Genomic DNA, 24521 nt, shown 5'->3' on the forward strand with positions numbered 1-24521 from the left:
GTTATTTCTCCTCTTCTGGAATATCCTCAAAACCGATCACCAGTGTCAGCACAAAGGACAGGACAATGGATAAAATGGTGATGCCTGCAATCCACGCAATACTTCTTCCCGGATTCGCCGGATCGATAAACTGTACTCCGGTGAGAACGCTGGGCGATACCATGGAACGACTGGCAAGCCCTCCGATTCCGGCCAGACAGCCACAAACAAAGCCTGTGATCAGAGAAGCCAGAAGAGGACGCTTTAAGCGCACTGCAACGCCATAGAGAGCAGGCTCTGTAGTTCCTGCGATCAGAGCAGAAGATGCTGCCGCAAGAGCCGTCTGTCGAAGCTCACTGTTCTTTGTTTTTAATGCAACTGCAAGAGATACGCCGCCCAGTGAAAGATTTGCTCCGATCTCAGAGGGCATTACTGTACCCTCCATTCCCGTCTCGGAAATAGTCTGTAAAATAGTTGGCGTAAATACACGGTGCATACCGGTAATTACAAGGAGCGGCCAGATCGCGCCCATGATTCCTACTGCCACAAAGCCAAGCTTGTCCTGAACTGCGAAAACGAATGAGGAAATGCCTTCTCCTACATATATACCTGCCGGCCCAATGATTAAAATAGCAATGGGAGCCGCAATCAGAAGAATCAGCATGGGCTTTAAGAAGTTCTTTGTCACAGCCGGAGTGATCTTATCAACGCCCCGCTCAATATAGGACAGAATCCATGTCATACAGATTGACGGGATAACGGTATAGGTATACTTTACGGAAGCAATGGGGATTCCCATAAAATGAGCCGCTGTATCGCCTACTGTAACTGCCTCCATCATGCTTCTGAAATCCGGATGGATCAGAACTCCTGCAATGGAAATTGCCAGAAACATATCCGTCTTAAATTTCTTTGCTGCGGACGCTGCTACCAGCATCGGAAGGAAGTAGAATGCTCCGTCGCCAATGGTATTGATCAGCTTATAGGTTTCTGAATCAGCAGACAGGATACCTGCCATTCCAAGGAGCATAACCAGAAGCTTTACCATGGAGCCGCCGATGATAGCCGGAATCAGCGGGGACATGGTTCCCACAATCGCATCCAGAATGTTATTTCCCACTTTTTTCAGTGTCAGAGGTTCTTTCTTCTCACCTTTGGCAATTTCACTCTGCTCGCCAAAATTTCCCAGTTTTAAAACCTCCTGATAAGCGGTTCCTACATGGTTGCCGATGATGATCTGGTACTGTCCTCCCTGTTTTACCAGACCCATAACACAGTCAATTGCTTTTACTGCCTCATCATCTGCCAGTGTTTCATCCTTTAACACAAAGCGGAGACGGGTCATACAGTGAGTAACGTTTGCAATGTTGTCGATCCCACCAATCTGCTCTACGATTTTTCTGGAAATAACCGTATAATCTTTTGCCATTTTCTTTTCCCCCTTAAGGATTTTGATAGATACATTATACGAAGGGAATCATCTACTGTCATCGCTTTCAGGGCCTAAAAAAACAAGTGACACCTTTAATCACTTGTTTTTTATATGTAACAGGATGTTTTATCAAATAGCTCCTGGCCCTTTAGAGGTATAGCGGTACAGCTTCTTGCCCAGACGTTCCACAATACTCACCGCCGGGATCTGGGTTGTAACATCATAATCACCCAGCCGCATATAGCTGACATAATATGCAATATTATGATCAGACAGCTTTGCTATGGTGCAGTTTTCCGTATTCGTGATGCTGAGGATCCGGCAGTTCTGCTCCTTAAACCGCATAACATGCCGGATGGTATCTCCGGATTCCCCCGATACAGAAAATACGATCACAAGACTGTCCTTTAAAAAACTGCTCTCTGTAGGATAGTGCGGTTCATCAATATACAGGCAGAATTTACCCATACTTGAAAAATACCGCGCTCCATATTTTGCCACGATCCCCGACATACCGCTGCCTACCAGAAAAACATGGTTTGCATGAAAAATAACCTCTGCCAGCATTTCCAGCTTATCTTCAAACTCCTGCGCTGCGGTTTTTTTTAGAAAGTCAACGACTTCTGAAATATCATCCCTTACGTTTGCCTGATCCTTCCTGGTCTGATAATCCCGAAGCTGCAGCTTAAATTCTGAATAGCCGCTGCATCCCATTTTTTTACAAAACCGCAGAATGGTAGACGTTGAAACATGTACCTCATCAGCCAGCTCCCGAATCCTCATATATTTCACCTTTTCAGGATCTTTTACAACATATTCATAGACCATTCTCTCCAGATCATTTAAGGCTTTTACCTGCTCCACATCAAACATTTTCATGTCCTCTCCCATCATTTCTAACACCAGTCTATCAGCCAAAGCTTCTGCCTGTCAAGTAAGTTTCCCTCTGTCTGCTCCTTCTTCCCATATCTCTGTCAGATCCTCGATCAAAAGCAGTCCCAGAGGCCCTAAAATAAATCCCAAAAAACCAAATAATTCCATTCCCACATACACTGCCGCCAGCGTTTCCAGAGGAGATAAGCCAACCTCACTGCCCATATACTTCGCTTCCAGATACTGGCGCGCAAAGTAACAGGCCAGATAGAGGGCCGAAAGGATCAAAGCATCCTTCCACTGTCCTCCCAGCACGCACAAAAAAGCCCAGGGCAGAAGGACAGCCCCTGCTCCCAAAAGAGGCAGGGCGTCCAGAAGAGCTATGGCTGTGCCTGCCAAAACAGCATATAGATTTCCCATCCAGATCATGGCTCCTATACTCAAACCACAGGTTAAAAGAAGGATGATGCCCTGGCTTTTAAACCATGCCTTCCCGGTCTGTACCAGGCGGCTCCCGATAAGATTAAACTCTCTGCGAAACAAGGACTGATCCCGCCTGTGCCGAAGCTCTTCCATCTCCTGAAGACTCAAGACGGCCGCCAGAAAGGAAACCAGGCAAACGAGAGTCAGACGTATAAAAAAAGCCGCTGCAGGCAGGGAATTTGTCATAAGAAAAGGCATCAGGCTTTCTTTCGCCTTCTCCCCCAATGTGGCTGTCATTTCAGCTGCTGTTTCAAACAGACAGCCGGACTTTAAGCCTGCTGCCCGTTCCATTTTCATACAGTATTCCGCCATCCGGCTGTCAAAATCCATGATCCACAGGGGCAGACGGACTGCCAGAAGCTGCAGTTCCCGGCACAGGCGCAGGATTCCCTGCCAGACCCAAATCCCCAGACCGCCAAATATAATCCCTATTTCTGCTGCTCCGATCAATCCAGAGGGAATTTTCCATGTTTTTCCAAATGCAGAAAACTGAAAACGATACCGGATAAAACGGACCGAAGGGCGCAGGATCAAGGCCAGCGTATAGCCAATGAAAAAAGGAGCCACAAGAGGCAGCAGGTACTTTAAACCTGCATAGACCAATCCTGTGGTTCCTGTTATGATTAAAAATTTCTTCAGTTTTTTACCGGGCTTTTCCATGGACTCACCTGTTTTTTGATTTGTACTTCCTTTGTACACTCCTAGTATGAGCCTTTGGAAAAATAATATTCATAAAACATATATTTTCTTTTTTTAAGACAGATCCCGGCACAACTCTCCCAGATATGCCGTCACTGCTCTGAGACAGCCGTCCACTCCTACGAGTCCGCTGTCTACGCACAGATGATAATTCTGCGCCTTTCCCCAGGTATTTCCAGTATAATACTGATAATAATCCTTCCGCTTCCGGTCTACCTCACGGATCCGGCGCTCCATTTCCTTTTCATCCGATCCCGGCTCCAGCTCCATCATACGGCGGATCCTGTTTTTCATCTTTGCATAAACAAAAATATTGATGCTGTCCTCCAATACCATATCAGCACACCGGCCGACAATAATACAGGGGCCATGGGATGCCAGACGGCGGATCACATTCGACTGCGCCACGAAAATCTGATCCGACATGGGAACCTGGTAAATGTCAGAAAATGCATGATAAAAATTCCGATCCAGGGGATCTTCCACCACAATATGCTCGTCATACCTGCGAAATGCTTCTTCCGCAATATTGATATCGTCGGCAGCCATGGAAATCAGTTCCTTATCATAAAAAGGAATCCCCAGCGCATCTGCCAGCTTTACCCCCAGCTCGCGTCCACCGCTTCCAAATTCACGGCTTACTGTAATTACTTTATTCATAACGTCCACCGTCCCTTCTCCTTTGTCTGTGCCTGTATGGATCCATAAGAGCCATCCGGTTATGGGGCTATTATAGCATACCTTACCGTCATTCCACAAGGATGAACCGGACGTAATTTTTCCTTATCTCCCCTCAGCCACAATCCGGTCGATCATATCCACATAATCGCTGCAGTATTTTCCGTACATAGGCATAACCGCAGCCTGAAAGCGGGACTTTTCTTCTTTGGAAAGCTCTGTTATGATACAGCCTGCTTCACGGATATTCTGCTCAGACTGTGCTTCGCGCTCCTTCCACAGAGAACGCTCATACCTTGCGGATTCTTTGGCACACTGGGTAATAATGATCCTGTACTCCTCAGGCAGCTTATCCCAGGTGGACTGGGCCGCCAGCTGCAGCTCCGGCACTCGGGTATGCTCGTCGATGGTGTAATACCTGGCTACCTCATAATGCCTTGTGGACTCATAAGAGGGCCAGTTATTTTCCGCTCCGTCGATTTCCCCGGTCTGAAGACCGGAATAAACTTCCCCGTAAGCCATCTGCTTCGGCACAGCTCCCAGCACGCGGATGCTGTCGCTCATAAGCTCCGACTCCTGAACACGGATGGTAAGCCCCTTCATATCCTCCAGCTTCTCTATGGGACGGACCGAATTGTAAAAATTTCTGGCTCCTGCGTCATACCAGGAAAGAGCTACCAGACTGGAGCCCTCAAAGGAACCTAAAAAGCTGTCCCCGATTTCCCCTTCCAGCACCTTCCACATATGCTCCGCACCTGTATACAGATAGGGAAGCTGAAGGACATTCAATTCCGGCACAAATTCCGATAAAGGCGACAGAGACACACGGGCAAAATCAACGCCGCCGAACTGAAGCTGCTCGATCACCGTTCTCTCATCCCCCAGAATCCCCTCGGCATTGATCAGGATTTCCACCTTTCCTCCGGTTCTCTGCTTTACCAGTTCTGCAAATCTGTAAGCTCCCTGAGTAGTAGGATAGTCCTCTGCCTGATTTTCTGCATAGGTCAGCACAAACTCTGGTACATTTTCTTCCCCAGCCCCCTTCTCTCTGCTTTGGCACCCCCATACCGAGGCGGACAACGCCAGGATCAGGCCGGCAGCCAGGATGTTTCTCTTCCCTTTCACTGCTTCCTCCTTACTTTTTTCCATGATTCATACGGGCAGTGATAAACGAATAGACCGCTTCACGGTCTCCTCCCAGCACCCGGTCCGTAAGCACATATCCATGGGTCGTATCGGAAAAGATCACCAGCATATCCGGTTTCTTTGAAATACGGCGGATCTTGTCCCATACAATATCCGTATGAGCCGTTCCCACAGTCACATGGATCCCCTTGCCGTCAATCATGATATGAGTATCCTCTTTGATCGCTGAAGCAATCTTTTTGGAACGTCTCCAGATCGCCAGGGGCTGAAGCACGGTAAACAGACTGCAGCCTAAGATCAGCATGGCCCGGTAGCCCCATCCTGCTCCTCCCCATTTTACATAGGTAAGGATAAATAAAGCCGCTGTAAATATCAGATTGCACACGCCTACCATAGATCCATACGTATAGTACATAGACAGACGCCAGTATTCTCCATTGCTGAGACGATAGGTATATTGATACATAAGCCTTCCTCCGAAGTGATTTTTAAAGCCGTCCTGATAAAGCATCAGAACGGCTTCATGATTGTTAATTATAAATGATTTCTGCTGTTATGCCAATACCTGAGGCAGCCACAGGCTGATTGCCGGTACAAATGTGATCAGAAGCAGCGTAATGATCATACACAGGTAGAATGGAAGGGTAGCTTTTACAACCTTCTCCATTGGCAGCTTTGCAATGGCGGAACCGATGAAAAGAACGGAACCAACCGGAGGAGTCAGAAGGCCGATACCGCAGTTTAATACTACCATGATACCGAACTGAATGGGATCGATACCGATAGAGGTTGCGATCGGCAGAAGGATAGGAGTTGCGATCAGGATGATCGGAGCCATATCCATGATACAGCCTAAAACCAGAAGGATCAGGTTTAACAGCAGTGCCAGTACGATTGGGTTGTTGGTAAAGTTTGTAATAGCAGTTGCTGCCAGATCCGGCACATGGAGCTGTGTCAGGCAGTAACCGAAAATACTGGAGGTTGCGATCAGGATCAGTACGATAGACAGTGTGTCGATGCAGTCGCCTAAAACTCTCCATACGCCCTTCCAGTCAAGTCCCTTGTAGATAAATACACTTACAAGAAGACTATAGATAACAGCGATCGCTGCGGACTCAGTAGCTGTGAACACACCGCCTACTACGCCTACTACAACGATCAGAACGGCTGCCAGAGCCCAGAAGGAAACGCTGAACTGCTTTAACAGCACCTTCATGCTGAACTTGTCGCCCTTTGGATAATTGCGCTTTACAGAAATAATGTAAGAGCCGATCATCAGGGAAGCAGCTAACAGAGCGCCTGGAATATATCCTGCTAAGAACAGGCTTCCTACGGAAATACCGCCGGCTGTGGTAGCGTAGATAACCATGTTGTGGCTTGGAGGTACTAACAGTCCCTCACAGGAAGATGTAATCGTAACTGCAGTGGAGAAATCTCCGTCATAGCCCTGGTCAACCATCATAGGGATCAGGATGGAACCTAAGGAAGCTGTATCTGCAGATGCAGAACCGGAAATACCGCCGAAGAAATAGGAAGCAACGATGTTTACCATTGCCATACCGCCGCGCATCCAGCCCACGCAGGCATTTGCCAGAGCGATCAGCTTTTCGGAAATACCGCCGGAGCCCATAAGGCATCCCATGGTGATAAAGAACGGAACAGCCATCAGGCTGAAGGAACTGATTCCCTTTACCATCTGCTGGCAGATCGTAGTCAGGTTATGTCCCTGAGCTACCAGACAGAATACGGAAGAAAGAGCAACCGCATAAGCGATGGGGAAACGCAGGAAGATCATCAGGAAAAAGCTTCCAAGTAAAACTAAAATTGCAAATGTATTCGCATCCATTATTTTGCTTCCTCCTTTACAAAGATCTTTTTCACATGATTGTAAAGAGCCTCAATCTCAAACACAACCATAGCCACTCCGGCTAAAGGAACCGGGAAGTACATCCAGAATCTGGATACCTTTGGCATACTTACATAAGTACCCTTGGAACCAATGCCGGTTGCATATTTCCAGCCCACTGTGATCATGATCACAGCCAGTACCAGTACGGCAACATCTGCAAGGATATCAAGGAAGGTTACTACCTTTTTCGGTAAGTAATTGTCAAATGCGGTCATACGGATATGAGCGCCTCTGCGGATGGCCAGCGCTGCAGAAAGCACTGCCATATAGGACATACAGGTAAGAACTACTTCTTCACTCCAGGCCGGGTCGGGAATAAAGGAAACGTAACGGCCCACAACAGACATGGATGTGATCACAATATCCGCAACCAGAAGCAGCTTGCAGATCAGCATTACAGCCTTGTATACCAGGTCGTATGCCGGTTTGATCTTGTCGATCTTGTTGAAAATCTCTGGCATTTCAGATTTTCCCCCTTTTCTTTATTGTGTATTTGGATATCTGTTAACAACATTTTAACAGATTCCCTGATACCAAAACAGGACACAGAAAATACCCAAAACTCTCTGTGTCCTGTCAGTTACAAATTTACTGCAAGATTACTCCATATCAAGGAGCTGCTGATACAGTTCAGCCTGATCGGAAGTGTTGGACTCGATTACATCCTTACAAGCCTCTTTCCATGGAGCCTTATCCTCAACCTCAACAACGGTCACGCCGTCAGCCTTAAGCTGCTCCAGAACCTCATTCTCTTTGTTCTCAGAATTTTTACGGTTGTTAGCAGAAGCGTACTCGCCTGCCTCCATCAAGATAGCCTGCTGATCCTCAGTCAGTCCGTTCCATGCCTCGTCTGTGATAACAACCTGAACAGCGCCCAGAGTATGTCCATCCAGCATCAGGTAAGGTGCAACCTCAGGGAATGCATTGGAAGCATAGTTTGCGATCGGCTGCTCAGCAGCGTCAACAACACCTGTCTGCAGTGCGGAGTACAGCTCGTTCATGGAAACAACAGTTGCGTTAGCGCCCAGTCCGGCTACCATACCTGTCATAACAGGGTCATTGGAAACACGGATCTTTAAGCCCTTTAAGTCTTCAAGTGTGTTAGCCTCTTCCTTAAAGAAGAAGTGACGGAAGCCTTCCTCACCGTAGAACAGACCTCTTACGCCCAGGCCCTGCTCAACCGGCTCTGCTAAGAACTCATCAGCCAGATCGCTGGTTGCGAAGTTCCAGAAATGCTCACGGTCAGCAAATGTATAAGGAATGGAAAGAAGCAGAGACTTCTTTGCGCCGTAGCCGTTTAATGCGAATGCGGAAATACGGGACATATCAATGGTACCGCCGCCGCCTAACATGGTATCCAGAACGTCATTCTCAGAACCCAGAACGCCGCTGGCCTGTACGTCGATTATCATCTTTCCATCGGAAAGCTCTTCAACCTTTTCCTTGAAATCGGTAGCCATCTGGCCAACGATCGTATCCAGTGGGTTAACCTCTGCGTATACCAGAGTTACCTCAGGCATATTTGCAGTGTCATACTTGCCGGAAGCTGCTGCCTCTGCCTTGGTCTCACCCTCTGCCGCCTCAGTCTTCTCTTCTGCCTTGGTCTCCTCCTTTGCAGCCTCAGTTGCAGCCGGAGCAGCTGTCGTAGTCTCTGGTGTCTTCAGACCGCAGCCTGCCAGAGTACCTGCAGCCATTGCTGCGCAAAGTGCTGTGCTTAACCATCTTTTCTTCATGTTACACATCCTCCTCTTAATACATCATTCACGTTTTTGATATATATCTTAACGCTTTATTTATGTTGATTTCATTATATAAGGAAAAGCGCACAATGAACATGGTAAATTTTTGCGAATCGTAGTATAATTTTAACTTTCTTTATATTTTCTTTATATTTTTCCTTATCACCCATTCCGATACTCCGTCGGACTCTGTCCGGTGATCCTCTTAAATACCTTTGTAAAGTAATTGGAATCACTGTAGCCTACCGCTTTTCCCACATCCTTGATATTAAAAGTGGGCTGCTCCAAAAGCTTTTTTGCCTCAGCAATGCGGTACTCGGTGAGATAAGCAGTAAAATTCTGGTCAAAGTACTGTTTAAAAAGCTTGCAGAAATAGGGCTCTGAGTAGTTCATTCTCCGTGCCAGCTCCTGCATGGAAATGTCATACATATAATTTTCTTCAATAAACGAGCGGATCATGGCCCCTACACGGCTCATGTGATCATTATCATCCTCCGGCTGAACCGGATCTTCTTCAAAATCAGCTTCCTCCGATTCATTTTGAAAGAACTGTTCCATCTCCTTCCTCTGCCCCTGCTCTTCTACCATGCGCATGGCCTCCTCGATCACAAGCATAAGCTCATTTTCATCATATGGCTTAAGCACATAATCAATGGCCCTTACAGAAATAGCTTTCTTTGCATAGGAAAATTCATCAAAAGCTGTAAGGAAAACGATCACACAATCCTTATCCTTTTCCCTGATTTTCTCTGCTGCCTGGATCCCGTTGATCCCCGGCATCTCTATATCTAAAACAGCAATCTGGATCTTCTCCTTTTCATACAGCTCCAGTGCCTGTCTGCCGTTTTCTGCCTGATAGATCTCACACTGGCCTTCCAGATTTTTACTGAGCATTTTATACAGTACAGCCCGCTCTATCATTTCATCATCCGCTATCAGCATTCGGTACATTATTTATCCCCCCTGTTATGCTTTTCCTGAGGAATGAACATCTGAATCACCGTGCCCCGTCCTTCTATGCTGGCGATCCGGAATTCTCCCTGTTTATACATCATGTGGATACGCTTGTAAATATTTCCCAGTCCTATTCCAATCCTGGAGGTCCGGCGCTCCTTCATGGCCTCCGTGACCTCTGCCAGACGCTCCTCAGACATTCCGAGCCCCGTATCGGCTACAGAAATAACAAGCCTGTTTCCCTGTTCCCAAATCCTTACGTGAACTCTTCCGCCCTGTTCCTTCTTTGACAAACCATGAACCATGGCATTTTCCACCACAGGCTGCAGCGTAAAGGCCGGAATCATAGCCTGCTCTGCATCAACCTTAAGATCACAGCTGTAGAGAATACGGCTTCCAAAACGCATCTGCTGAATATACATATAATCCTGCACCACCTTCAGTTCCCTGGCAAGGGTTACGATCTGCTCTGAGGTCTTTAAGTTATACCGGAACAGGCTGCTCATGCTGCTGATCATCCGCTCTGTCGTAACCGCCTCCTCCAGCTTTGCCATGCATGCGATCATATTCAGAGTATTAAAGAGGAAATGGGGATTGATCTGACTTTTCAGCAGCTCCAGCCTGGCTCCGCTAAGCTGCTTTTCCATCTCTACCCTTTCGATCTCTTCCCTGTGGAGCAGTTCGGACATACGGTGATTCTCCTTTAATGTATCAATATACCCCTTTGTAGACCGTTTCATTTTGTTAAATGCCCGCACCAGTTCGCCCATTTCATCCCGGTTTTCTACAGAGGGATCTTCTCCGGTAAAATCATTTTTGGCGATTTTTCTGGCGCACTGGGCCAGAAGGACTGCCGGAGATACCAGCGCGTTGGAGAGGATTTTGGTTAAAAACATCACAAAACCCATAAAGACGGCGGAAATAGCCAGAATCAGATAGGGCATGTTATAAAATACAGGTACTTTTTCCTGATAACTGTCATTTCCTTCTTTTAAAGTGACCTGCACCAGACGTCTGGCATAGGTCTGAAGATATTCCTGCATCTTGTACACCCGGTACAGCCGTTCCACAAAATCGCTTTCCCTTACCTGTGTCTCAGCAAGCTCATCCCGATAGGCCTGATAGGTTTCATAACCATTTAAAATACTCCAGGTGCGGGCGTAGCGCTCTGTGCCAATCCGGGCATAGTCAAAGGGAAGGGAACGGAGACAGCGCTCTGTACGGACGCAGGACAGAACATACTGATCTCTCGTATCAGGTGTGGCATCGCGGATATAATCCGCAAAGGACTCAATCTCAAGATCCAGTGCCTCCTGAAAATCATGGCAGCGGGAATTGTCATTTAAAATGGTATTGAAGCCTCCCAGCGAGAAGTTCATAATACAAATACTGAACGTAGCCGAAAGAGCCATGATCAAAATGACCATGGCTGCAAAAATACCGATCTTCTTTTTAATGGAAATCGTTAACCATATATTACGAAGCATAGATCTGTATTATAATCTGCGTTTCCTTTCTGTCTGTATCCTCGGCCCCTCCTGTGTTTTACGACTCAGTGCGTTTGAAAGATTGAGCCGTCTTTTGGGTTCTTTCCCGGCTCTTTGCCTCCATTATCTTTTTAGGTTCCTCTTTTGTAGTAGAAAGTTTTTTAGGTTCTTCCCTGGCTGTAGACAGCTTCTTCGGCTCTTCCTTCACCGCGGCTGTCTTTCTTACGCCGGTCTCTGGCTCCTTCTTTGCGGCAGCCTCCTTAACAGAGCTTTTTGCAGCCCTCCCGGCCTTCTTTTTGCCAGCTTCCGGCGTACAGGAAAATACCAGAAAGCTCATTGGCGGGATATTGCATTCGATGGAGTTCTCTCTGTCATCCCATGGAATCTTCTTCGAGCTCTTTGCGCGGGCGTTGATCCTGCCCTGACCGCCGAATTCCCTGGCTTCACTGTTGAAGATTTCCTTATATTTGCCTGCAAACGGTACTCCCAGACGGAATTTCTCATGCTCCACATTATCAAAGTTGCAGATAAAGAGCAGCGTTTCCTTTCCGTCTTTGCTTCTGCGTACATATAAAACCATGCTTTCTTCATAATAGCTACAGTTGATCCACTCAAATCCACTGGGGTCAAAGTCCTCCTCGTAAAGAGCCGGATGCTCCAGAACCATGTGGTTTAATGCCCTTACATAGCTCTGCATATTTTTGTGAAGAGGATACTGCAAAAGTTCCCATTCCAGAGAAGCATTTTCATTCCACTCGTCAATCTGGCCAAAGTCCTGTCCCATAAAGAGCAGCTTCTTGCCCGGATGGGACATCATAAAGCCGTACGCAGCGCGCAGATTTTCTGCTTTCTTTTCCAGAGTTTCTCCCGGCATTTTCCCCATCATGGAGCCTTTTCCGTGAACCACCTCGTCATGGGAAAATACCAGGACAAAGTTTTCACTGTAGGCATAGAGCATGGAAAAGGTAAGCCCGCCGTAATTATTTTTCCGGAAATAGGGATCGCAGCGCATATAGTTGGTGAAGTCATTCATCCAGCCCATATTCCACTTGTAGTCAAAGCCAAGACCGCCGTCCTTTGGATTGCCGGTGATCATGGGCCATGCTGTGGACTCCTCTGCGATCAGCACAGCGCCGTCTTTGCGTCCCTTAAATACGCTGTTTAAATGCTTTAAGAATTCTACGGCTTCCAGATTTTCATTTCCGCCGTACATATTGGCTACCCACTCGCCGTCATTTTTGCCGTAGTCCAGATACAGCATGGAAGCAACTGCATCCATTCGGATACCGTCTGCGTGATATTTTTCAGCCCAGAATAAGGCGTTTGCGATCAGGAAATTGGATACGCCGGGACGGCCGTAATTGTAGATCAGAGTTCCCCAGTGGGGGTGAGAACCCTGTCTGGGATCTGCGTGTTCATATACACAGGTACCGTCAAAGCAGGCCATGCCATAGGCATCTCTGGGGAAATGAGCCGGTACCCAGTCAAGGATCACCCCGATGCCGTTTTCATGCATATAATCCATAAAATACATGAAATCATCCGGGGTTCCGTATCGGCTGGTGGGCGCATAATACCCTGTCACCTGATATCCCCAGGAAGCGTCTAAGGGATGCTCCATCACCGGCATCAGTTCCACATGGGTATATCCCATATTCTTTACATAATCAGCCAGCTTTACAGCCAATTCCCGGTAATTATAGAACTCAGACCCGGCAATCACATTTCCATTTTCATCCTCTGCAAACGCCTTGCGGATCCAGGATCCCAGATGAACTTCGTAGATATTAAACGGCTTGTCCTTTGTATCAGATGCGGCCCTCTTTTTCATCCACTCCTGATCCTTCCACTGATAGTTTCCAATATCCCACACAATGGAGGCATTATTGGGGCGCAGCTCTGCATAGTTGGCATAGGGATCACATTTTAACATGGGTTCCCCGGCCCGCGTTTTCACCTCATACTTATAAAGGCAGCCTGGTTTTAAGCCGGGAATGAACAGCTCAAATACACTTGCATCTCCCTCCCCCAGCTTCCTCATCTGATGGCGTCTGCCGTCCCAGAGGTTAAAATCTCCTACCACGCTGACTCTCATGGCACAAGGGGCCCATACGGAAAAATATACACCCTCCACACCGTCTATTGTCATGGGATGAGCACCCATTTTCTCATAGATGTTATAGAAAATTCCCGCTTCAAACTTCTTGAGCTCCCGCTCCGTATACTGAGGGCCAAAGGCGTAAGGATCTGTAACTTCTTCCTCCGCCCCATTATCATAGGTCACTAAAAGCGTATAGGCTGTTTTCGTCTTTCTGGGAATGAGGACTGCAAAAAAGCCTGCTTCATCTGCCAGCTCCATATCATATGTCTTTCCCGTATTGGAAAGCTTTACCTTTACAGCCGAAGCCGTAGGAAACAGAGCCTGGATCAAAAGCCCCTTTTCTGTTATGTGAGATCCCAGAAGTCTGTGAGGATCTGCAGACTCCGAATAAGTCAGCTCCTCAATTCCCGCCCAATCCATCAAATCGTATAATACCTGTTCCATAAATACAGCTTCCCCCTTCTGCCGACTACAATGTCTGAGCCCGTTCTGAAATATTTTGCCTGAAATTGATCACATCATGCTCATACTCCTCTTCCATCAGAGGAGAAGCAATCATAAAATCCGCGCTTGCTTTATTGTTTGCAATGGGAATGTCATAAACCTGTGCGATCCGAAGAAGCGCCTTCACATCCGGATCGTGAGGCTGGGCCGTGAGAGGATCGGAAAAGAAAATCACAAAATCAATCTTTCCTTCCACAATCTTGGCTCCGATCTGCTGGTCGCCGCCTAAGGGCCCGCTGTTGTATCCCTTTACCGAAAGGCCCGTATACTCTGTAATCATCCTGGCTGTGGTGCCTGTCCCGCACAGAAAATGCTTTGACAGTGCTTCCTTATGCTCCAGACACCAGTCCATCAGTTCATGCTTTTTCTGGTCGTGTGCAATCAACGCAATGTTTTTCTGTTTTCCAATGGTCATTGATAAGTAATCCATTTTCCCGGCCTCCTTTTATGCTGTGCCTGTTTCTTTTCTACTCTGAAACCCGGTTTACCAGGGTTCCTATTCCCTCAATGGAGCACTCCACCACATCCCCGGGCTTTAAAAAACGGGGCGGATCAAAGCCCATTCCCACACCGGCCGGCGTTCCTGTAGCAATAATGGTGCCTGCCTTCAGGGTCATTCCGGCAGAAAGCTCGCTTACCACATGGTCAATGCCAAATATCATAAGCTCTGTACTGCTGTCCTGGCGAAGCTCTCCGTTTACCCTGGACTGAATGGAAAGCCTGGGCGGATAGGGAAATTCCTCCGCGGTAACAATACAAGGCCCCATGGGAAGAAATCCATCCAGGCTTTTGCCGAAATACCACTGCTTATGACGGGTCTGAAGGGTTCTGGCACTCACATCATTGATCACCGTATAACCGAAAATATAATTTTTCACCTCGGAGACAGGCACATTTTTTGCGTCCTTTCCAATAATAACCGCCAGTTCAGCTTCGTAATCCAAATCCTGCACTAACTCCTTATGACTGGGGATTTCAGCGCCTGTACCCGTAGCTTCGCTGACCCGTTTTGAGAAATATACGGCAAAGGGGCGCTCTCCGCCAAAGGCCTCCTTCTTATAGCGGGCCGATTCCTCTGCATGGGCCATATAATTGATGCCCAGGCAAATTACATCCTGCACAGGATGAGGAATAGGCGCAAGAAGGATAGCCTCCTCTGCGGGAACTGCCCCTTTGATCTTATAAGGATCCTGTCCTGACACATACTCCAGAAGCTGTTTTTCAGACTCACTGATGCCCTCGATCAGCTCCTGCATGGTTTTATAATCCATATCCAGAGAGCGCAACGGATAGATCCATGTTCCATCCCTGTTTATAACGCCCAGTCTTCTCTTATGTTCAATCTCATATGTAACAAATTTCATTGACGGCCTCCTGTATTCTGCACTCACTTATTGTCTACTGTACCACATTTTTCCGATTTTTTCTACTTTTCGGCTCTGATTTCTATTTTTTCAGTCTCTTACTGCTGCGAATCCCTGAAAATCCTTCCCAGCTGTATCACCACTGTAGGAAGAAATGCAGCCATTCCTACAGCTGCCGCCTGAACCGGCATGAGATCGGATGCGGCAAAAAACATCTGCAGCCCCGGCACAAAAAGAACCGCTGCCAAAAGAATGCTCCCAAGCATAAATGCCGCCAGACTGCCCGGATTGCTGAGAAGGCCAAGCTGTATGATCGAATGGCTGCTGCGGCAGTTAAAGCCGTGAAACAGACGCGCCAGTGTAAGCGCAGAAAATGCCATAGTACAGGCCAGAGCTTCTCCCCCCTGTCTCATTCCCAGGCTCCAGGCCCACATGGTTGCTCCCGCCATCAGGCCGCCCTGAAAAAAGATCTGTCCGACAAAGCTGGGAGTCAAAATCCCTTCCTTCGGGTCTCTGGGCGGTTTCTTAAGCAGTCCATCCTCTGCCGGCTCCATCCCAATGGCGATTGCCGGGAGAGAATCGGTGATCAGGTTGATAAACAGCAGATGAACCGGAGCAAAGGGAAGGGGAAGCCCCAAAAGCGAAGTGTAAAGGACGCACAAAATCCCTGCCATATTTCCGGACAAAAGAAACTGGATGGCATTTTTAATATTGCGGTATACGTTTCTTCCATTGGCAGCAGCTTTGATAATCGTAGCAAAATTGTCATCCGCCAGAATCATGGAGGCGGCATCCTTTGACACCTCTGTTCCTCCCAGACCCATAGCAATGCCGATATCTGCTTTTTTCAGGGCGGGAGCATCATTTACCCCGTCGCCCGTCATGGCTACGATATGCCCCCGGTTCTGCCATGCTTTTACAATGCGTATTTTATGCTCCGGAGATACGCGGGCATAAACAGAAATCTGCGGCAGCTTTTTTTCCAGTTCTTCTTCTGTCATCTGATCCAGCCGGGCTCCTGTAAGCGCCAGATCTCCGGGCAAAAAAATGCCGATCCGGCCTGCTACAGCCATTGCCGTTGTCCGGTGATCTCCTGTGATCATCACCGTGCGTATTCCGGCCTGACGGGCCGCAGCCACTGCCGGGCGTGACTCCGGCCGGGGCGGATCCATCATTGCCGCAAGCCCCAGAAACACAAGGTCTGTTTCCGGATCCTCCTGCCATTTGGCTCCGGACCGGCAGGCAAATGCCAAAATTCTGAGCCCCCGTAAGGACCATTCCTGATTCTGATTTAAAATCGCCGCCCGGTCGGAAGCAGAAAGCTGTCGTGACGGAACAAGATCCGCTCCGGCAGGATTTATGATCCGTGTGCAACGCTCCAGCAGCACATCCGGAGCACCCTTAACAAACATGATTTCTTCCCCCTGCACCTCATGGATGGTCGTCATTCTCTTTCTTGCAGAATCAAAGGGAATCTCCCCTTTTCTTGGACAGCACAGACGCAGCTGTTCCGGGACTGCTCCGGCAGCCTGAACCATATGAAACAGGGCCAGCTCCACCGGATCCCCCTCCTTATCCCCGGCAGATGGAGATGTATTATTATTTAAAGCGGCTGCCATTAAAAAGAGCTTCGCATCCTTTTTTCCTGATCCCGCATACTCTTTCAGCTGATCCGTCTCCATTTCTCTTCCATTGATGTAGACCGCCTCTGTTTCCATACGGTTCTGAGTCAGTGTTCCCGTCTTATCAGAGCAGATCACAGATACGCAGCCAAGGCTTTCCACTGCCTTTAAATCCTTGATGATCGCGTGCTCCCTTGCCATTTTCTGGGTTCCCATGGCCTGGACAATGGTAACAATGGAGCTTAATGCTTCCGGGATTGCCGCCACAGCCAGAGCCACGGCAAACATCAACGCGTCCAGTACAGGTTCCTTCCGGTAAACACTGAGTCCAAAAACCAAAACACAGATTCCCATGATGCCAAGCGCCAGATGACCGGAAAAATGGTCCAGGCTAATCTGCAGGGGTGTTTTCTGTACCTCTGCCCGGTTCATCAAAGAAGCGATCGAACCGATCTCCGTATTCATTCCTGTGGCTGTAACTACTGCGGCAGCCCGCCCGGAGGTAACCAGAGAACCGGAAAATACCATATTGACCTGATCTCCGGGAGACAGCCGCTCTCCTTCCGTTCTCAGACACCCGGTATGTTTTTCTGCGCTGAGCGATTCTCCGGTAAGAGAGCTTTCATTCACCGTAAGTCCATAAACTTCCAGCAGCCGGCCATCTGCCGGTACCAGGCTTCCGGCCTCTAAAATCATCAGGTCTCCCGGCACTACGTTCGAGGAAGGAATGGTAACCGACTGTCCCTCTCTCACTACCCTGGCCTCAGGAGAGGACAGCTTTTGAAGGCTTTCCAGGGATTTTTCCGCCTTCCTGTGCTGGATCGTTCCCAACAGGGCATTTAAAAACAAAACCGTAAAAATAACCAGAGCGCTCTCCGGATCTCCTGTAGCCATGGATATCCCGGCAGCGATCATTAAGATCACTACCAGAAGATCCTTAAACTGACTTAGAAAAATCTGCCACCAGGGTACAGCCTCCCGCTCATATAGAACATTTTCCCCATATTTTTCCAGCCTGGAATGGGCCTCTGCATCGGTCAGCCCCCGGCGGCAGGAGGAAAGCTCCCTTAAAACCTCTTCCTCTGATCTGCTGTACCATTCTGTCATTCCGGCTCCCCCTTTTATACTCTGGATCTGTAAAAACCGCAACTAAAAATGCTCCCGGGACCATCCTTGAGCGGCCCCGGAAGCATCCGGTCTGTACACTCTGTTTAATTTATGAAAAAGGGAGGTCTGTTATGACATCAGCCAAATATCATGCCAAATACGACCTTCATCCCCTCGGATATGGAGGATTTTTCAATGTATTCCTCTCTGGTATGAGCGCCTTTGCCCCGGTAGCAGCCCGCGCAGACGCTGGGGATTCCCAACGACATGGGGATATTGCAGTCTGTGGAACCGGAGCCTGTCTGGGGGCGCTGCCCTGTAACCTGCGCTGCAGCCATGCAGGCCCGCTCTAAAAGAGTCCTCTGGCGCTCCGGGTCAATGCTGCCGGAGCAGGGACGAATCCCTAAAACCTCCGTTTCGATCTCCATCCCCTGCGCTCTAGCCTGTTCGATCACTTTATCAAACTGATCCTGCATATAGTCCAGATGTTCCCTCCGGTCTGAACGGAACTCATAAAGCATATGAGCCTCCTGAGCAATGGTATTAACCGATGTTCCGCCCTGGATCTGGCCTACATTAAAAGTCGTTTTTCCCTGCTTAGGAATCTGGATCCGGTACAGCGCTCCAATGATGCCTGCCAGCCTTTCAATGGCATTTTCCCGGCCGAAATCATTAAAGGAGTGTCCTCCTTTCGTGCGCACTGTGACCTTAAATCGCTTAGATCCCACAGCCTGGTCTACGATCTTATCCAGCTGGCTGTCAAAGGTACAAAAAGCTGTGATCCGACCGGCATAATCCTCGCATATGTTCCGGACGCCCTTTAGATTTCCCAGCCCTTCTTCCCCGGAATTGCATACAAACAAAAGCCCCGGGCGGTCAGAGGGATACACCTCCTCAAGGCGCCCTTCCCGGATGGCCTCTGCCAGATACTTTGCCCCAAGGAGCAGGCAGACAAGACAGGCTGTATCATCCCCAATGCCCGGACAGAAGATACGGTCTCCTTCCTCTTTTAAAGGCAGCTCCTCCTCATCAGGAAATACCACATCCGTATGGGCCATATAGACCTCCAGGCCATTTTTTTCACGGATCACGGCCGGCCAGACAACATTTAATGCCTCATCTATATATACCCCTTCTGCCCCCTGCTCTTTTAACCACCGGGAACAGAATTCCGCCCGTTTTTCCTCATGGTTTGAGGGCGCAGGAATCCTGGCAATAGTTCTTAAAAGTTCCAGGGCCTCCTCCTCATGTTCTCTGATAAACACTTCCATTGACTCACTGAGCATCTTTTTTTCCTTCTTTCTCCCGAACCGTTTTTTCAGGCAGAACCTCCGGGTTCTCCATAAATACACAGACTGCCCGCGCTCCGATCATAACCTTTTTCTGATCCTTTAATACAGGGCCTTTTCCCTCCGGCCAGAAACCGTTTACACTGTCCTCGGCTGTATTGAAAACCATCTGCCATGCCCTTCCTTTGGGGAGATTCGGCAGCGCAAATTCATGTGGCTCCCAGTGCATATTATAGGCTGTATAAAAGCTGGTTTTTTCTGTATCCTCTGAATAATCGCCGCAGTAAAATGCGCCGAACTGACGGCTGCACCGGTCAAATTCCGGCTGCCATGCCTTCTCTCCGTGATAGGACAGATCCGGCAGTCCCAGCCCCCGGTAATCCATCAGTCTGGGTTCTTTCGCCATATGGAACAGATCATGGGACTTTCTGAATGAGATCACCTGTTTTACAAAGGCAAATAGATCCTTATTACGCCGTATAAGCCCCCAGTTCAGCCAGGAAATTTCATTGTCCTGACAGTAGGAATTGTTATTTCCCTGTTTGGTCTGCCCAAACTCATCACCAGATAGAAGAAGGGGCGTTCCCTGGCTTAAAAACAGAAGAAGCAGGGCATTCTTTAACTGACGAAGCCGCAGACTGAGAACTTTTTTCTTTCTCACCGGCCCCTCTGCCCCGCAGTTCCAGGACTGATTCTGGTCTGAGCCGTCCTGATTATCTTCCCCATTGTCCTCATTATGCTTTTCATTATAGGAAACCATGTCCATCATGGTAAAGCCGTTTACATTTGCCATGTAATTGATGACTCCCATATGATCCGGATTGTGGCGGATATGGTAGGATAGCGCACTTAACATCCCCTCATCGCCCTTTAAAAAGCGTCTCATATCCATCATAAAGCCGGAATTATACTCACAGATGCGGCGGGAATCCCCCTCCTTCCAGCCTTCTCCCCACAGCTTTAAATCCTTTAAATAAGGGTCTTCCGCCAACAGGGAAAGAGGTGCAAAACCTACCAGATGAACGCCGTCTACATGGTATTCCATCGCCCAGAAGCGCACCACATCCAGCACATATCCCGGCGCTTCACTTCCGTCAAAATACAGTTCGATCACCAGTTCAATCCCTGCATGGTGAAGAGCCTTTACCATCCGTTTAAACTCTGCAGACGGGTTTCCGGATGAACAATAGGAGGCCTTGGGAGCAAAATAAAAGCCGCTGCAGTAGCCCCAGTAATTGAGCTTTACAGGCTCTGTATGAGAAGGCCTTTCTTCCTGTTCTTCCCTCCGCATTCCCTGGGGAAGACCGAAAATTTCGGACTTTTCCGGAAGGATAATCTCATTAAATTCCACCGGAGGCATCATTTCCAACGTGGTAATCCCCAGCTCTTTAAGATAGGAAATCTTTTCAATTACTCCTTCAAAGGTTCCCCTCTTTTCCGGACTCAAACCAGAAGAAGCATGCTTTGTAAAACCTCTGGGATGGATCTTGTAAATGATGCAGTCCTGAGCAGGAACAGCCGGAAGACGGTCATCTTCCCAGTCAAAATCCGCACCTTTTTTCGGAAATACTGTATGGATCCCGCCTGTTCCCCGTTCTTTATGGCCCCAGCGTCCGCAGCCTGCAAACTGCCGTCCAAACGGATCTGCTGCCTCCTTTCCATCCTCCTCAAAGGCGTATTCCAGACCCTCAAACTCTCCCTTTACGGTCATAAAGTGTACATTTCCCATCCGTCCCTCATGGGGGAAGGGGATTCTGGCGACAGGCTGCCTGCTCCCTTTTTTGAAGAGAAGCAGCCCGCATCTTTCTGCCTCCGAAATAAAACACACATCAAAGCCATCCCCATTCGCCGCCACACCAGGCGGATAGATCCGGCTTTTGTCTGCCACCGCAATATAATCCTGTTTCATCTATATGCCGCCTTTCACTGAATTCATACTCTACTGCTCTGCAATCTTTGCAGCCAGCTCTTCCAGATACATCCACCGCTCCATCTTCTCCTCTAAAGCGGCTTCCGCCTCCTCCTTCTCTGCCATGAGCTGGTTCAATTTTACAAAATCATGGGCTGAAGCCTGGATTTCCTGTTCCAGAGAGGAAATCCTCTCCTCCAGGTCTGCCATCTCACCTTCGATGGTTTCATAGTCTCTCTGCTCCTTATAGCTGAATTTCAGCTTCTGGGGGCCGCGGGTGCGCTGGGTTTTTCCGTTTGTACGGACTTCGGTTTTCCCTTCCTGTCCGCCTCCCGGCTGTCCTCCTTCTGCTTCTGCCCTTTTAAGGCAGGCATTCTGATAATCCGTATACCCGCCTTCATACTGCTGTACCCTTCCATCGCCCTCAAAGGCAAAGATCCTGTTTACCACGCGGTCCAGGAAATACCGGTCATGGGATACGGTAATCACAATCCCCGGGAAGGTGTCCAGATAATCCTCCAGGATCACCAGCGTCTGGATATCCAGGTCATTGGTAGGCTCATCCAGAAGGATCACATTGGGCGCTTCCATCAGGATACGGAGCAGATACAGCCTGCGCTTCTCCCCTCCGGAGAGCTTTCCGATCACCGTATACTGAACACTGGACGGAAATAAAAACCGCTCCAGCATCTGGCTGGCGCTGATGCTTCCATCTTTTGTTTTCACATATTCTGCAGCGTTTTTAATATAATCAATGACGCGCAGGCTCTCGTCCATGGCTTCATTTTCCTGGGAAAAATAACCCAGCTTTACCGTCTGTCCGATTTCTGTTGTACCGGAATCCGGCTGTACCCAGCCTGCAATGATCTTCATCAGAGTAGACTTTCCGCTTCCGTTGGGGCCGATAATTCCCACACGGTCATTTTTCAGGAAAATATAGGTGAAATCCTTTAAGAGCACCTTATCTCCGTAGGACTTGGAAATATCCTTCAGCTCTACCGTAGTCCGTCCCAGACGGCTGGCAATGGACTCTAACTGTACATTTCTGTCATACTGGGGCCCCTCCTGGTCACGCAATGCCTCATAGCGCTGGATATGGGCCTTCTGCTTGGTTGAACGGGCTCTGGCCCCTCTCTGCATCCAGGCGATCTCTGTCCTTAAAATGGACTGGCGCTTGCGCTCTGTGGCCTCTGCCATCTCTATCCGCTCTGCTTTAAGTTCCAGGTATTTTTCGTATCCTCCCTGATAGCTGTAGAGCTTTCCCTTGTCCAGCTCCACGATCCGGCTGGTTACACTGTCCAGAAAATACCGGTCATGGGTGATCATCAAAAGAGCGCCCTTAAAGGCCTTTAAATATGCCTCCAGCCACTCTGCCATGCCGCTGTCCAGATGGTTGGTCGGCTCGTCCAGAATCAGCAGATCTGCCGTACTTAAAAGAACGCTGGCTAAAGCTACCCTCTTTCTCTGTCCGCCGGAAAGAGTATCTATCTTTGCCTCGCAGTCCGGCACCTCCAGACGGTTTAACATAGAGCGGGCCGCTGCCTTTAACTCCTCCTTTGAGGAAAAATGAGGCTCATTTTCATTTTCACGCACAATGGCCTCCAGCACGGTTTCTCCATCCTGAAATTCCGGGATCTGGGGCAGATACCGGATATACAGGCTGCGTCCCTTCACCACCGAACCCTCATCCGGCTCCTCCAAGCCTGCCGCGATCCGAAGGAGCGTGGACTTTCCGGTTCCGTTGATTCCGATCAGGCCGACCTTTTCCCCCTCATTGATGGAAAATGCCGTATCGTCAAACAGCAGACGTTCGGTATATGATTTCGTTAAATGCTCAATGGTAAGAAGATTCATGGATCCGTTTCCTTTCCCTCATTTGCTATTCAATCACCAGTTCTACCGGACAATGGTCCGAGCCAAATACCTCTGTATGGATTCCTGCGCTTACCAGACGGTCCTTTAAGGCCTCGCTGGTACAGAAATAGTCGATGCGCCACCCGGCATTCTTCTCTCTGGCCTTAAAACGGTAGGACCACCAGGAATACACGCCCTCTGTATTCGGATTAAAATAACGCCAGGTATCAATAAAGCCGGCATCCAGAAGCTCTGTAAATTTTCCCCGCTCCTCATCGGTAAAACCGGCATTTTTCCGGTTAGTTTTGGGATTTTTCAGGTCAATCTCTTTGTGGGCCACATTCAGATCCCCGCAGAAAATCACCGGCTTTTTCTCCTCCAGCTGCTTCAGATAGGCTAAAAATGCTGCTTCCCATTCCATGCGGTAATCCAGCCTTGCAAGGCCGTCCTGAGAATTGGGAGTATAGCAGGTGACAACGTAATAATCGCCAAATTCAGCCGTGATCACACGGCCCTCATGGTCATGCTCCTCAATCCCCAGTCCGTATGATACAGAAACCGGCTCCTCCTTACAGAATAAAGCCGTTCCGGAATACCCCTTCTTCTCTGCATAATTCCAATACTGAAAATACCCCGGAAGCTCAAGGTCAATCTGTCCCTCCTGAAGCTTGCTCTCCTGAATACAGAATACATCTGCATCCGCCTCCTTAAAAAAGTCCAGGAACCCTTTTCCCACACAGGCCCGCAGGCCGTTTACATTCCATGAAATCAGTTTTTTCATACAGAACTCCTTTCCTGATCCAAAAAGCCCTACTGCGGATACTCCAGTCTGGATTCCGGATAGCTGTCAATCTGTTCCAGCACCTTTAAGTATCTTGCAGCCAGATACTTTGCCATCCCCAGATTCATATCCAGATAATTGCCGCAGTCCCTTGCAGAAGCCCCAGGCACCTCACCCTCAAAATCCCGGATAAAGGCAAATAGCTCCACCATCAGAGGCAGAATCTCCCTTGAAGCCAGATTGCCTGCCAGAAGCAGATAAAAACCGGTACGGCAGCCCATAGGACCAAAGTAAATGGTACGGCTTCCATACTCCTTATGGTTTCTTAAAAAGGTAGCTGCCAGATGCTCAATGGTATGCATCTCCGCCGTATTCATCACCGGTTCCTCATTGGGAGAGGTCATACGCAGGTCAAAGGTCGTAATCACCTGATTCCCTACCTGATCCTTTCTTGAAACATATACCCCCGGCTGAAGCCGGATATGGTCGATGGTAAAACTTGCAATTTTTTCCATTTTGAATCTTCTCCTTTTCTTCATTGTCTCGCTGCCTGCGGTGTGCACTGCACACCACAAACCGCCTCTTCTTCCATCCGAAAAGGCAGGACCCTT

Annotated in this window: 20 protein-coding genes; all 20 read right to left on the bottom strand. The window is 48.6% G+C overall.

The window, feature by feature from the left end; translation table 11 throughout:
• Position 1: 1 nt before the first annotated feature.
• Positions 2-1408, bottom strand: a complete 1407-nt coding sequence (ascF, locus tag BN3656_RS05030; RefSeq protein WP_066544821.1) for a PTS cellobiose/arbutin/salicin transporter subunit IIBC — start codon at positions 1406-1408, stop codon at positions 2-4.
• Positions 1409-1540: 132 nt separating this feature from the next.
• The gene (locus tag BN3656_RS05035; protein WP_242962940.1) at positions 1541-2329 is read right to left on the bottom strand and encodes a MurR/RpiR family transcriptional regulator; all 789 of its coding nucleotides are present in this window, start codon (positions 2327-2329) and stop codon (positions 1541-1543) included.
• Between the two features lie 12 nt (positions 2330-2341).
• Positions 2342-3427 (bottom strand): AI-2E family transporter, encoded by a 1086-nt coding sequence (locus tag BN3656_RS05040; RefSeq protein ID WP_066544825.1) that lies wholly within the window; start codon positions 3425-3427, stop codon positions 2342-2344.
• 93 nt (positions 3428-3520) lie between these two features.
• Positions 3521-4126 (bottom strand): cytidylate kinase-like family protein, encoded by a 606-nt coding sequence (locus BN3656_RS05045; RefSeq protein WP_066545300.1) that lies wholly within the window; start codon positions 4124-4126, stop codon positions 3521-3523.
• Positions 4127-4249: 123 nt separating this feature from the next.
• On the bottom strand, positions 4250-5269 hold the full coding sequence (locus tag BN3656_RS05050; protein WP_242962941.1) for a TRAP transporter substrate-binding protein: 1020 nt from the start codon (positions 5267-5269) through the stop codon (positions 4250-4252).
• A 10-nt stretch (positions 5270-5279) separates the two neighbouring features.
• Positions 5280-5756: a YcxB family protein gene (locus BN3656_RS05055; protein WP_242962942.1), complete on the bottom strand. Its 477-nt coding sequence runs from the start codon at positions 5754-5756 to the stop codon at positions 5280-5282.
• A gap of 87 nt (positions 5757-5843) precedes the next feature.
• Positions 5844-7136, bottom strand: coding sequence for a TRAP transporter large permease (locus tag BN3656_RS05060; RefSeq protein WP_066544833.1), 1293 nt, complete (start codon positions 7134-7136; stop codon positions 5844-5846).
• Positions 7136-7660, bottom strand: a complete 525-nt coding sequence (locus BN3656_RS05065; protein WP_066544835.1) for a TRAP transporter small permease — start codon at positions 7658-7660, stop codon at positions 7136-7138. The genes BN3656_RS05060 and BN3656_RS05065 overlap by 1 nt, the downstream gene beginning before the upstream one ends.
• A gap of 138 nt (positions 7661-7798) precedes the next feature.
• Positions 7799-8932, bottom strand: a complete 1134-nt coding sequence (locus BN3656_RS05070; protein WP_066544839.1) for a TRAP transporter substrate-binding protein — start codon at positions 8930-8932, stop codon at positions 7799-7801.
• A 168-nt stretch (positions 8933-9100) separates the two neighbouring features.
• Positions 9101-9889 carry a response regulator gene (locus tag BN3656_RS05075; RefSeq protein ID WP_066544840.1) on the bottom strand — a complete coding sequence of 263 codons (789 nt, stop codon included), beginning with the start codon at positions 9887-9889 and terminating at the stop codon, positions 9101-9103.
• Positions 9889-11379 (bottom strand): sensor histidine kinase, encoded by a 1491-nt coding sequence (locus BN3656_RS05080; RefSeq protein ID WP_066544841.1) that lies wholly within the window; start codon positions 11377-11379, stop codon positions 9889-9891. The genes BN3656_RS05075 and BN3656_RS05080 overlap by 1 nt, the downstream gene beginning before the upstream one ends.
• Positions 11380-11437: 58 nt before the next feature.
• On the bottom strand, positions 11438-13924 hold the full coding sequence (gene glgB / locus BN3656_RS05085) for a 1,4-alpha-glucan branching protein GlgB (protein ID WP_081422853.1): 2487 nt from the start codon (positions 13922-13924) through the stop codon (positions 11438-11440).
• A gap of 25 nt (positions 13925-13949) precedes the next feature.
• Positions 13950-14414 (bottom strand): methylglyoxal synthase, encoded by a 465-nt coding sequence (locus BN3656_RS05090; RefSeq protein ID WP_066544843.1) that lies wholly within the window; start codon positions 14412-14414, stop codon positions 13950-13952.
• A gap of 37 nt (positions 14415-14451) precedes the next feature.
• Positions 14452-15348, bottom strand: a complete 897-nt coding sequence (locus tag BN3656_RS05095; RefSeq protein ID WP_066544845.1) for a fumarylacetoacetate hydrolase family protein — start codon at positions 15346-15348, stop codon at positions 14452-14454.
• Positions 15349-15446: 98 nt separating this feature from the next.
• A complete protein-coding gene (locus BN3656_RS05100; protein WP_066544847.1) occupies positions 15447-18077 on the bottom strand; it encodes a cation-translocating P-type ATPase in 2631 nt (876 codons plus the stop codon).
• Between the two features lie 137 nt (positions 18078-18214).
• Positions 18215-19363: a M20/M25/M40 family metallo-hydrolase gene (locus tag BN3656_RS05105; RefSeq protein WP_179297075.1), complete on the bottom strand. Its 1149-nt coding sequence runs from the start codon at positions 19361-19363 to the stop codon at positions 18215-18217.
• Complete coding sequence (locus tag BN3656_RS05110; RefSeq protein WP_081422854.1) at positions 19353-21275, bottom strand: alpha-amylase; 1923 nt, start codon at positions 21273-21275, stop codon at positions 19353-19355. The genes BN3656_RS05105 and BN3656_RS05110 overlap by 11 nt, the downstream gene beginning before the upstream one ends.
• A 30-nt stretch (positions 21276-21305) precedes the next feature.
• On the bottom strand, positions 21306-23129 hold the full coding sequence (locus BN3656_RS05115; RefSeq protein WP_066544849.1) for an ABC-F family ATP-binding cassette domain-containing protein: 1824 nt from the start codon (positions 23127-23129) through the stop codon (positions 21306-21308).
• A gap of 25 nt (positions 23130-23154) precedes the next feature.
• A complete protein-coding gene (locus BN3656_RS05120) occupies positions 23155-23910 on the bottom strand; it encodes an exodeoxyribonuclease III (RefSeq protein ID WP_066544850.1) in 756 nt (251 codons plus the stop codon).
• Positions 23911-23939: 29 nt separating this feature from the next.
• Positions 23940-24425, bottom strand: a complete 486-nt coding sequence (locus BN3656_RS05125) for an S-ribosylhomocysteine lyase (protein ID WP_066544852.1) — start codon at positions 24423-24425, stop codon at positions 23940-23942.
• Positions 24426-24521: the final 96 nt, after the last annotated feature.

Source organism: Clostridium sp. AT4 (assembly GCF_001517625.2).
Classification (GTDB): domain Bacteria; phylum Bacillota; class Clostridia; order Lachnospirales; family Lachnospiraceae; genus Enterocloster.

Bases quoted from the DNA above. Each gene is read 5' to 3' on its own strand.
- BN3656_RS05100 (WP_066544847.1), bottom strand. From the start codon at position 18,077: ATGACAGAATGGTACAGCAGATCAGAGGAAGAGGTTTTAAGGGAGCTT.
- BN3656_RS05095 (WP_066544845.1), bottom strand. From the start codon at position 15,348: ATGAAATTTGTTACATATGAGATTGAACATAAGAGAAGACTGGGCGTT.
- BN3656_RS05115 (WP_066544849.1), bottom strand. From the start codon at position 23,129: ATGAATCTTCTTACCATTGAGCATTTAACGAAATCATATACCGAACGT.
- BN3656_RS05125 (WP_066544852.1), bottom strand. From the start codon at position 24,425: ATGGAAAAAATTGCAAGTTTTACCATCGACCATATCCGGCTTCAGCCG.
- BN3656_RS05090 (WP_066544843.1), bottom strand. From the start codon at position 14,414: ATGGATTACTTATCAATGACCATTGGAAAACAGAAAAACATTGCGTTG.
- BN3656_RS05110 (WP_081422854.1), bottom strand. From the start codon at position 21,275: ATGAAACAGGATTATATTGCGGTGGCAGACAAAAGCCGGATCTATCCG.
- BN3656_RS05065 (WP_066544835.1), bottom strand. From the start codon at position 7,660: ATGCCAGAGATTTTCAACAAGATCGACAAGATCAAACCGGCATACGAC.
- BN3656_RS05080 (WP_066544841.1), bottom strand. From the start codon at position 11,379: ATGCTTCGTAATATATGGTTAACGATTTCCATTAAAAAGAAGATCGGT.
- BN3656_RS05060 (WP_066544833.1), bottom strand. From the start codon at position 7,136: ATGGATGCGAATACATTTGCAATTTTAGTTTTACTTGGAAGCTTTTTC.
- BN3656_RS05070 (WP_066544839.1), bottom strand. From the start codon at position 8,932: ATGAAGAAAAGATGGTTAAGCACAGCACTTTGCGCAGCAATGGCTGCA.
- BN3656_RS05040 (WP_066544825.1), bottom strand. From the start codon at position 3,427: ATGGAAAAGCCCGGTAAAAAACTGAAGAAATTTTTAATCATAACAGGA.
- ascF (WP_066544821.1), bottom strand. From the start codon at position 1,408: ATGGCAAAAGATTATACGGTTATTTCCAGAAAAATCGTAGAGCAGATT.
- BN3656_RS05055 (WP_242962942.1), bottom strand. From the start codon at position 5,756: ATGTATCAATATACCTATCGTCTCAGCAATGGAGAATACTGGCGTCTG.
- BN3656_RS05075 (WP_066544840.1), bottom strand. From the start codon at position 9,889: ATGTACCGAATGCTGATAGCGGATGATGAAATGATAGAGCGGGCTGTA.
- BN3656_RS05105 (WP_179297075.1), bottom strand. From the start codon at position 19,363: ATGCTCAGTGAGTCAATGGAAGTGTTTATCAGAGAACATGAGGAGGAG.
- BN3656_RS05120 (WP_066544850.1), bottom strand. From the start codon at position 23,910: ATGAAAAAACTGATTTCATGGAATGTAAACGGCCTGCGGGCCTGTGTG.
- BN3656_RS05045 (WP_066545300.1), bottom strand. From the start codon at position 4,126: ATGAATAAAGTAATTACAGTAAGCCGTGAATTTGGAAGCGGTGGACGC.
- glgB (WP_081422853.1), bottom strand. From the start codon at position 13,924: ATGGAACAGGTATTATACGATTTGATGGATTGGGCGGGAATTGAGGAG.